9 protein-coding genes are annotated in these 8,679 nt (G+C 63.6%); 6 read left to right on the forward strand and 3 right to left on the reverse strand.

Features of this window, described 5'->3' with window-relative positions; all coding sequences use genetic code 11:
- Nucleotides 1-296: 296 nt before the first annotated feature.
- On the reverse strand, nt 297-503 hold the full coding sequence (locus AC0L14_RS31880; RefSeq protein WP_473751879.1) for a SlyX family protein: 207 nt from the start codon (nt 501-503) through the stop codon (nt 297-299).
- 317 nt (nt 504-820) lie between these two features.
- Between AC0L14_RS31880 and AC0L14_RS31885 the strand changes: the two genes are divergently transcribed.
- The 6 genes from AC0L14_RS31885 (at nt 821) to deoA (ending at nt 7,141) form a co-directional block, all read left to right on the forward strand.
- Nucleotides 821-2,353, forward strand: a complete 1,533-nt coding sequence (locus AC0L14_RS31885) for an ABC transporter ATP-binding protein (RefSeq protein ID WP_473751880.1) — start codon at nt 821-823, stop codon at nt 2,351-2,353.
- Entirely contained in the window at nt 2,350-3,489 is a 1,140-nt protein-coding gene (locus tag AC0L14_RS31890) for an ABC transporter permease (protein ID WP_473751881.1), read from the forward strand. The genes AC0L14_RS31885 and AC0L14_RS31890 overlap by 4 nt, the downstream gene beginning before the upstream one ends.
- Before the next feature lies 1 nt (nt 3,490).
- On the forward strand, nt 3,491-4,462 hold the full coding sequence (locus tag AC0L14_RS31895; RefSeq protein ID WP_352954527.1) for an ABC transporter permease: 972 nt from the start codon (nt 3,491-3,493) through the stop codon (nt 4,460-4,462).
- Between the two features lie 118 nt (nt 4,463-4,580).
- Nucleotides 4,581-4,973 carry a cytidine deaminase gene (gene cdd, locus AC0L14_RS31900; protein ID WP_352965424.1) on the forward strand — a complete coding sequence of 131 codons (393 nt, stop codon included), beginning with the start codon at nt 4,581-4,583 and terminating at the stop codon, nt 4,971-4,973.
- Nucleotides 4,974-5,003: 30 nt separating this feature from the next.
- On the forward strand, nt 5,004-5,822 hold the full coding sequence (locus tag AC0L14_RS31905) for a purine-nucleoside phosphorylase (protein WP_473527287.1): 819 nt from the start codon (nt 5,004-5,006) through the stop codon (nt 5,820-5,822).
- Complete coding sequence (gene deoA / locus AC0L14_RS31910) at nt 5,822-7,141, forward strand: thymidine phosphorylase (protein WP_473527286.1); 1,320 nt, start codon at nt 5,822-5,824, stop codon at nt 7,139-7,141. The genes AC0L14_RS31905 and deoA overlap by 1 nt, the downstream gene beginning before the upstream one ends.
- Nucleotides 7,142-7,200: 59 nt before the next feature.
- Here the strand turns inward: deoA and AC0L14_RS31915 are convergent, their stop codons facing one another.
- Both AC0L14_RS31915 and upp read right to left on the reverse strand, forming a co-directional pair.
- Complete coding sequence (locus tag AC0L14_RS31915) at nt 7,201-7,764, reverse strand: TIGR02281 family clan AA aspartic protease (RefSeq protein WP_473527285.1); 564 nt, start codon at nt 7,762-7,764, stop codon at nt 7,201-7,203.
- Between the two features lie 107 nt (nt 7,765-7,871).
- Entirely contained in the window at nt 7,872-8,501 is a 630-nt protein-coding gene (gene upp / locus AC0L14_RS31920) for a uracil phosphoribosyltransferase (protein WP_123151264.1), read from the reverse strand.
- Between the last annotated feature and the right edge of the window lie 178 nt (nt 8,502-8,679).

An 8,679-nucleotide genomic window follows, 5' to 3' on the forward strand; every position in this document is an offset into this window, starting at 1 on the left:
GGCAATCGCATTTGGATTCTTGCGAAGGTGGACCCCCACCCTAACCCTCCCCACAGGGGGAGGGAACGCTGCCGCGCGCCTTTACTTCCCTTTGGCACCGAAAAGGCAGCCATTTTGCCGAGGTCAGCGCCAACGGAAGTCTCCCTCCCCTTGTGGGGAGGGTTTAGGGGTGGGGGGTACATCGTAGAGCGAAAGCCTCGGCTTTCCACCTGCGATAGCCCTGCCATTGATCGCGAGATTGCCGATCTGATCGACGCCGCTGGGTGAAACCCGGCGGTTTTTTCTTATCCGCAAGCTCACCAATGCGGCGGCTTGGTCACCGGCACGTCGGGTGCTGTCTGTTCCTCCAGCGCCAGGAACCGGTCGGTCAGCGCATCGAGCTTGCGCTGCATGCGCTCGATCACCTTCCACTGCTCGGCGATCTGACCGGACATTTCTTCTATGGTCTTCTCCTGCTCGGCGGCGCGGATTTCCAGCGTCGTCAGTCGGTCGGCGGGCATCATTTGAAAAGCCTCGGGTTCTTGCTGCGCAACTCCCAAGAGGTGCGAATTTCAGATTCGGCACAATAAAGCGACGTGCATCCAATTGGACGCACAAAGTACGCTCTAAGACTTGCAATCTTCGCATCGTGCTTTCCGAAAATCGAATCCGATTTTCGGGCCGATGCGATAGCGAATGTGAAGGCTACGGCCGCGTTCGAAATTGACAAGCACGCGGGGATTTGTCGAGAGTGAACGCTGCTCCAGCCAATTGGCACAGACGGGGCGTCATGCTAGGCGTTTTGACCAAGCGATAAAAAAATAACAGTGGGACAGGCTGCATGGCGCAAGCCGCAATCGAGCTGATTGGCATCAACAAGAGTTTTGGCGCCGTGCGCGCCAATCGCGACATCAATCTGGAGATCGTGCGCGGCACCATCCACGGCATTGTCGGCGAGAATGGCGCCGGCAAGTCGACGCTGATGTCGATCCTCTATGGTTTCTACCAGGCCGACAGCGGCGAGATCCGCGTCGGCGGCCAGCCGGCGTCGATCAAGTCGCCAAACGACGCCATCGCGCTCGGCATTGGCATGGTGCATCAGCATTTCATGCTGGTCGACAATTTCACGGTGCTGGAAAACGTCATTCTCGGCGCCGAAAGCGATGCGCTGCTGAAGAAGAGCATCGCCAAGGCGCGGTCGGAGCTGGAACGGCTCGAGCGCGAATACGGGCTGGAGGTCGATCCCGATGCGATCATCGAGGAATTGCCGGTCGGCCTGCAGCAGCGTGTCGAAATCCTCAAGGCGCTGTATCGCGACGCCGAGATCCTGATCCTCGACGAGCCGACAGGCGTGCTCACCCCGGCTGAGGCCAACCATCTGTTCCGCATCCTCAAGCAGCTGAAGGAGCAGGGCAAAACGATCGTGCTGATCACCCATAAGCTGCGCGAGATCATGGCGATCACCGACACTGTCTCGGTCATGCGCCAGGGCACGATGGTGGCGACACGCGAAACCAGGAAGACCACCGTCGAGGAATTGGCCGAGCTGATGGTCGGGCGGCGCGTGCTGCTCAGGGTCGAGAAGGGCGAGGCGGAAGCCGGCGGCGTCAAGCTCGCCGTCAAGAACCTGACGGTGAAGGATTCGCGCGGCGTCACCATGGTCGACGACGTCTCCTTCGATGTGCGCGCCGGCGAGATCGTCGGCATCGCCGGCGTCGCCGGCAACGGGCAGTCCGAAATGCTCGAGGCGATTTCAGGCATCAGGCGCGCCGTCTCGGGCTCCGTCATGCTCGACGGCAAGCCGATCGATCTGACCGGGGCCGCCGATCCCGGCGAGCTGCGCGACCGCGGCCTCGCCCATGTGCCGGAAGACCGTCATCACGTCGGGCTGGTGCTGGCGTTCGAGGAGAACGAGAATTCGATCCTTGGCTATCACGACGATCCCCGCTACCTAAAGGGGCCGTTCCTCGACATCGATGCCATCCGCGACGACGCCAGGGACAAGATCACCAAATACGACATCCGTCCGGCGGACTGCCGCCTCAAGACCGCGAATTTCTCCGGCGGCAACCAGCAGAAGATCGTGCTGGCGCGGGAAATGGAACAGGATCCGGGCGTGCTGATCGTCGGCCAGCCGACGCGCGGCGTCGATGTCGGCGCCATCGAATTCATCCACAAGCGGCTCATTGCCATGCGCGACCAGGGCAAGGCGGTGCTGGTGGTATCGGTCGAGCTCGACGAGATCCGCTCGCTCTCCGACCGCATCCTGGTGATGTTTGCCGGCCGCATCGTCGGCGAGCGCGGCCCGGAGGCGACCGAAGGCGAGCTTGGACTGCTGATGGCCGGTGTCGAGCACCGGGAGGCGGCCGAATGAGTACGCCTTATGCCAAGCTGCCGGCCTGGGCGGATTACGGGCTGATCCCGGTGATCAATCTCGCCGTTGCCTTCGTCGTCGCCGGGTTCGTCGTGCTACTGGTTGGCGAAAATCCGTTCCGCGCGGCCGCCGTTCTGGTCGAGGGCGCCTTCGGCCGGGGGCAAGGCATTGCGTTCACGCTTTTCTACGCCACCACCTTCATCTTCAGCGGGCTTTCGGTGGCGGTTGCGGCGCATTGCGGCCTGTTCAACATCGGTGGCGAGGGCCAGGGCTATATCGCCGGTCTCGGCATCGGCATCGTCTGCCTGGCCTTCGACAGCGTGCTGCCATGGTGGCTCACCTTCCCGCTGGCGATCATCGCCGCTGCGGCGATGGGGGCGCTGTGGGCGCTGATCCCGGCCTATCTGCAGGCCAAGCGTGGCTCGCACATTGTCATCACCACCATCATGTTCAACTTCATCGCCGCCAGCGTCATGGTCTACGCACTGGTCGGATTCTTGAAGCCGGTCAATTCGATGGCGCCGCAGACACGCACCTTCCTCGAAGGCGCGCAACTGCCGAAGCTCAACTGGGTCATCGAGTTGTTCGGCGCCAAGATCCGCTCGGCGCCGTTCAACATCAGCTTCCTGCTGGCGCTGGCCATGGCCTTTCTGGTCTGGATGCTGATCTGGCGCACCAGGCTCGGCTACGAGATGCGCACCTACGGCCACAGCTCGAAAGCGGCGCGCTATGCCGGCATTTCGGAGACCCGCATCATCATCGTCGCCATGATGATTTCGGGCGCGCTCGCCGGCATGATGGCGCTCAACCCGACGATGGGTGACCAGCACAATGTCGCGCTCGAATTCGTTTCGGGCGCCGGGTTCGTCGGCATCGCCGTGGCGCTGATGGGGCGCCTCCACCCGGTCGGCATCGTTCTCGCCGCAATATTATTCGGCATGCTCTACCAGGGCGGCGCCGAGCTCGCCTTCGAGATGCCGGCGATCAGCCGCGACATGATCGTCATCATCCAGGGCCTGGTCATCCTGTTCGCCGGCGCGCTCGAGCACATGTTCCGGCCCTATGTCCAGGCGCTGTTCGCCTCGCTCAGCCCGAGATCTGTCGGCATGGAAGCGATCAAAGGGAAGGGGGCCTGAGATGGATTTGTTCAACGCCGTCATCCAGGTTCTGGACTCGACCATCCGCCTGTCGGTGCCCTTGCTGCTCGCCTGCCTCGCCGGCCTTTATTCGGAGCGGGCCGGCATTTTCGACATCGGGCTCGAGGGCAAGATGCTGGTCGGCGCCTTCGCCGGCGCCGCCGCAGCCTCCGTCTTCCATTCCGCCTATATCGGCCTCGGCATGGCCATTCTCATCTCGGTCGCTTTCGCGCTGGTCCACGGCTTTGCCTCGATCACCCATCGCGGCAACCAGATCGTCTCCGGCGTGGCGATCAATTTCATCGCCGCCGGATCGACGATCATGCTCGGCCAGGCCTGGTTCCAGCAAGGTGGACGTACGCCGGCTCTGGCCTCGGATGAGCGGTTCGGGGCGATCATCTGGCCCGGTGCGGACGCGCTCAGGAGCGTGCCGATCCTCGGCCCGATATATTCGGAACTCATCTCCGGCCATTCCGTGCTGGTCTATGTCGCGTTTCTCGCCGTGCCGTTCACCTGGTGGGTGCTGTTCCGTACCCGCTTCGGCTTGCGCATGCGCGCGGTCGGTGAGAACCCGGCCGCGGTCGACACCGCCGGCATCTCGGTCGCCTGGCTGCGCTACCGGGCGCTGATCTGCACAGGCGTGCTCACTGGCATTGCCGGCGCCTACCTGTCGATGGTGCAGAATGGCGGCTTCGTGAAGGACATGACCGCCGGCAAGGGTTATATCGCGCTGGCCGCGCTGATCTTCGCCAAGTGGAAGCCGGTCAACGCCATGTTCGCCTGCCTGTTGTTCGGCTTCCTCGACGCGCTGTCGATCCGCCTGCAGGGCACGCCGCTGCCGCTGATCGGCAAGGTGCCGGTACAGCTCATGCAGGCGCTGCCCTATATCCTCACCGTCATCCTGCTCGCCGGCTTCATCGGCAAGGCGATCCCGCCGCGCGCCGGCGGCGTGCCCTATGTCAAGGAACGCTGAGCATGGTCCCGACAAGTGCATGCCGGTTTTCGGATCGGGCCATGCGAAAAGGAAAATATGAGCATGATCCCGAAAAGTGGAAGCCGGTTTTCGGACAAGATCATGCGAGGGAAAAACAATGTCGCATGATCTGTTCGAAGCGGCTAAGGCCGCCATGGCGAAGGCCTATGCGCCCTATTCGAAGTTTCCGGTCGGGGCGGCACTGCGCACCGAGGACGGCCGCGTCTTTGCCGGCGCCAACATCGAGGTCGCTTCCTATCCGGAAGGCTGGTGCGCCGAAACCACCGCGCTCGGCCACTACATCATGGGCGGCGGCGGCAGGATCACGGAGATCGCGGTGATCGCCGAGCGCATGGCGAAATGCTCGCCCTGCGGCGGCTGCCGGCAGCGGCTGGCCGAATTCTGCCGGCCGGAAACCAAACTCTATCTCTGCGACAATGGCGGCGTGGTCGAGACCGTGACCATGGGCGAGATGCTGCCCTACGGCTTCCAGGGCGACATGTTGAAATGAAGAGCTGGTTGAAATGAAGAGCTGGTTGAAATGAAGGAAGCGCTTGATCGTCTCGTCGAAAGGCTGGACGGGCTGGCGCCCGCCACCGCGCTGGTGCTGGGTTCGGGGCTTGGCGGGCTTGTCGACCAGGTCGAGGATCCTGTCCGCATTCCCTATGCCGAATTGCCGGGTTTTCCCAGAAGCGGCGTCACAGGCCATGCCGGCGAGGTGGTGGCGGGACGTTTTGCCGGCACGCCAGTGCTGATGCTGTCCGGCCGCGCGCATTATTACGAGCATGGCAACGCGGCTGCGATGCGGCCGGCGCTGGAGGTGCTCGCCGGCCTCGGCATCTCGCAACTGATCCTCACCAATGCCGCCGGCTCGATCGATCCGGACATGGGGCCGGGCTCGGTGATGCTGATCACCGACCACATCAATTTCTCGGGCTCCAATCCGCTGATCGGCGAGCCGAGCGATCGCCGCTTCGTCGGCTTGACCGAAGCCTATGATGCCGGCCTTCGCTCAGCGATCGAGACGGCGGCGAAGGCGACGGCTACCGCGCTGCACAAGGGCGTTTATATGTGGTTTTCCGGGCCGTGCTTCGAGACGCCCGCCGAGATCCGCATGGCGCGCGTCATGGGTGCTAACGCCGTCGGCATGTCGACCGTGCCGGAGGTCGTTCTCGCCCGTTTCCTCGGCCTGCGCGTCGCGGCCTGCTCGGTCATCACCAACCTTGCCGCAGGAATGACCGGGGCGGAGCTTTCGCACCAGGAGACCAAGGACATGGCGCCGGTCGGCGGCGCGCGGCTGGCGACGATCCTCCAGCGTGTGTTCCAGGACGGGTTGTCGGAGCGTAAGGTCCCGGCCTGATGCTTCCCCAGGAAATCATTCGCAGCAAGCGCGACGGCCACAAACTGTCGACGCAGGAGATCGCCAGCTTCATCGAAGGCGTGACCGCCGGCACTGTCTCGGACGGGCAGGTGGGGGCGTTCGCCATGGCGGTGTTCTTCAACGGCATGAGCCGCGACGAGGCGGTGGCGCTGACGCTGGCCATGCGCGATTCCGGCGACGTGCTCGACTGGTCGGACCTGCCGGGCCCGGTCACCGACAAGCATTCGACGGGCGGCGTCGGCGACAATGTCTCGCTGTTGGTGGCGCCGATCGTCGCCGCCTGCGGCGCCTATGTGCCGATGATTTCCGGCCGCGGCCTCGGCCATACCGGCGGCACGCTGGACAAGATGGATGCCATCCCCGGCTATATCAGCCAGCCGGATGTGGCGGGCTTTCGCAAGGCAGTGCTCGAAGCCGGCTGCGCCATCATCGGCCAGACCGCCGATCTCGCGCCCGCCGACCGCCGGCTCTATGCGATCCGCGACGTGACGGGAACCGTCGAATCGGTGCCGCTGATCACCGCCTCGATCCTCTCGAAGAAGCTGGCCGCGGGCTTGCAGTCGCTGGTGCTCGACGTGAAGGTCGGCAACGGAGCCTTCATGGAAAAGTCGCGCGACGCGACGACACTGGCAAACAGCCTGGTCGAAGTCGCCAATGGCGCCGGCCTGAAGACCTCAGCACTGGTCACCGGCATGAACGAGCCGTTGGCGTCGGCAGCCGGCAACGCGGTCGAGGTGCAAAATGCCGTCGATTTTCTCACCGGCCGCGTCCGCGACCGGCGACTGGAGGATGTGACGCTGGCACTGGCCGCAGACATGCTGCAGTCGGCTGGGCTGGTCTCGTCCAACCAGGACGGCATGCGGCGCGCCGCCGAGACGCTAGCCGGCGGCGGTGCCGCCGCCGTCTTCGCGCGCATGGTGGCGGCGCTCGGCGGTCCGGCCGACTTCGTCGAGAATCCAGAAAAATACCTGCCGAAGGCGGCGACGGAGTTTGCGGTCAAGGCGACCGAAAACGGCTTCGTCACCGGCATCTCGACCCGCGACATCGGGCTTGCCGTCGTCGGGCTTGGCGGCGGGCGCATACGGCCGGACGACAGGATCGACCATGCGGTCGGCATCACCCGGCTGTTGCCGGTCGGTGCGGAGGTGCGCGCCGGTGAGGCGCTGGCGCTGGTCCATGCCCGCAATGCCGGGGATGCCGAAGCGGCCGCCACCGCCGTGCTTTCGGCCTATGCGATCGGCGCCTCGAAGCCGCCTGCGGAAAAAACCGTCATCCGGCGGATCCTGCCGCGCGGATGATCTTTTTTATTGGACCATGATCTTTCCGAAAACCGGTTTCCACTTTTCGGGATCATGGTTCACTGGACGAGCAGCAGCGCGCCGTTCTCGACCTGGTATTTTTCAAGCCGCTGGAGAAAACTCAGGCCGATCAAATTGGTGCGCAGCGCCTTGTCGTCGAGCACCACCGCCTGAACGCCGTCGACCGTGATCTTGCCGATCTGCAGCCGATCGACGGTCACCAGGGCAGCGTTGATCGCGCCGTTGGCGGTGTTGACCTGGTGTTTGAAGTCCAATGCGTTCAGCGAAATGCCGATCCTGCGTGCCGTCGAACTGTTGATGGCGACCAGCGTTGCGCCGGTGTCGATCATGCCGTCAACCGTTCGACCGTTGAGCTTGAACGCCGACGTGAAATGCCCGCGCGCGTCGGCGGTGACCACGACCTTGCGGCCGAGCGGCTGCGGCGTCGCCGGTCTGTCGGGAACCGCAGCCAGGTTCAGGTCCGTTTGCGTTTCGACCTCCGGCCTGGCCCCGACCGCCGATTTCAGCAGGCCTTCGAACATCTGCGGATTCGACTGATAGAGCATCGGGAACGACGCCGATGTTACGGCGAACACGCCAAGGATGAGAAGATTGCGCAGCATGGACCGGCCTTCGTGAAGGCCCATGCTTATCGCGACATGGTGTTTGCGGCTTTAACGGATGCGGAAAGCGGCCGTTTGCGTAAACGATCGGTAAACGAGTGGCACGGTCATTTGGTCCCGTACAGACGATCGCCGGCGTCGCCGAGACCGGGCATGATGTAGCCCTTCTCGTTAAGCTGGCGGTCGATGGAAGCGGTGAAGACCGGGACATCGGGATGCGCCTTGGTGAAGCGCTCGAGGCCCTCTGGCGCCGCCAGCAGACAGAGGAAGCGGATGTTGGTGGCACCGCGCCCTTTCAGCTTATCGATCGCCGCGATCGCCGAATTGGCGGTCGCCAGCATCGGGTCGACGACGATCACCAGCCGGTCGGCGAGATCGCTCGGCGCCTTGAAGAAATACTCGACCGCTTCCAGCGTTTCATGGTCGCGGTAGAGACCGATATGGGCGACGCGCGCCGCCGGCACCAGGTCGAGCAGCCCTTCGAGCAAGCCGTTGCCGGCGCGCAGCACCGAGGCGAAGACCAGCTTCTTGCCTTCCAGCGTCGGCGCTTCCATCGTCTCGATCGGCGTTTCGATCGTCGTCGTCGTCAGCTCGAGATTGCGGGTAACCTCGTAGCCAAGCAGCAGCGAGATCTCGCGCAACAGCCGCCGGAAGCCGGCCGTCGAGGTTTCCTTCTTGCGCATGATGGTCAGCTTGTGCTGGACAAGCGGGTGGTCGACGACAGTGACGCCCTGCATGGTGTTCTCCTAGCTGCGCAGTTAGTGAATAGTGAATAGTGAATAGGTTTGCGAGTCCTTGGTTCAGCGGAAAAACTCGCGGTTGACGGTCCGGTGAATAGTGAATGGTGAATAGGTTTGCGGGTCTTTGGTTGAGCGGAAAAATTCGCGGTTGACGGACCGAAGCGCCGGGTGGACC

The sequence above is a fragment of the Mesorhizobium sp. WSM4841 genome, from assembly GCF_055811515.1.

What these genes read in the sequence shown, in the direction of transcription:
- AC0L14_RS31905 (WP_473527287.1), top strand. Translation starts at nt 5,004, where the DNA reads ATGAAGGAAGCGCTTGATCGTCTCGTCGAAAGGCTGGACGGGCTGGCG.
- deoA (WP_473527286.1), top strand. Translation starts at nt 5,822, where the DNA reads ATGCTTCCCCAGGAAATCATTCGCAGCAAGCGCGACGGCCACAAACTG.
- AC0L14_RS31895 (WP_352954527.1), top strand. Translation starts at nt 3,491, where the DNA reads ATGGATTTGTTCAACGCCGTCATCCAGGTTCTGGACTCGACCATCCGC.
- AC0L14_RS31885 (WP_473751880.1), top strand. Translation starts at nt 821, where the DNA reads ATGGCGCAAGCCGCAATCGAGCTGATTGGCATCAACAAGAGTTTTGGC.
- AC0L14_RS31915 (WP_473527285.1), bottom strand. Translation starts at nt 7,764, where the DNA reads ATGCTGCGCAATCTTCTCATCCTTGGCGTGTTCGCCGTAACATCGGCG.
- AC0L14_RS31890 (WP_473751881.1), top strand. Translation starts at nt 2,350, where the DNA reads ATGAGTACGCCTTATGCCAAGCTGCCGGCCTGGGCGGATTACGGGCTG.
- upp (WP_123151264.1), bottom strand. Translation starts at nt 8,501, where the DNA reads ATGCAGGGCGTCACTGTCGTCGACCACCCGCTTGTCCAGCACAAGCTG.
- cdd (WP_352965424.1), top strand. Translation starts at nt 4,581, where the DNA reads ATGTCGCATGATCTGTTCGAAGCGGCTAAGGCCGCCATGGCGAAGGCC.
- AC0L14_RS31880 (WP_473751879.1), bottom strand. Translation starts at nt 503, where the DNA reads ATGATGCCCGCCGACCGACTGACGACGCTGGAAATCCGCGCCGCCGAG.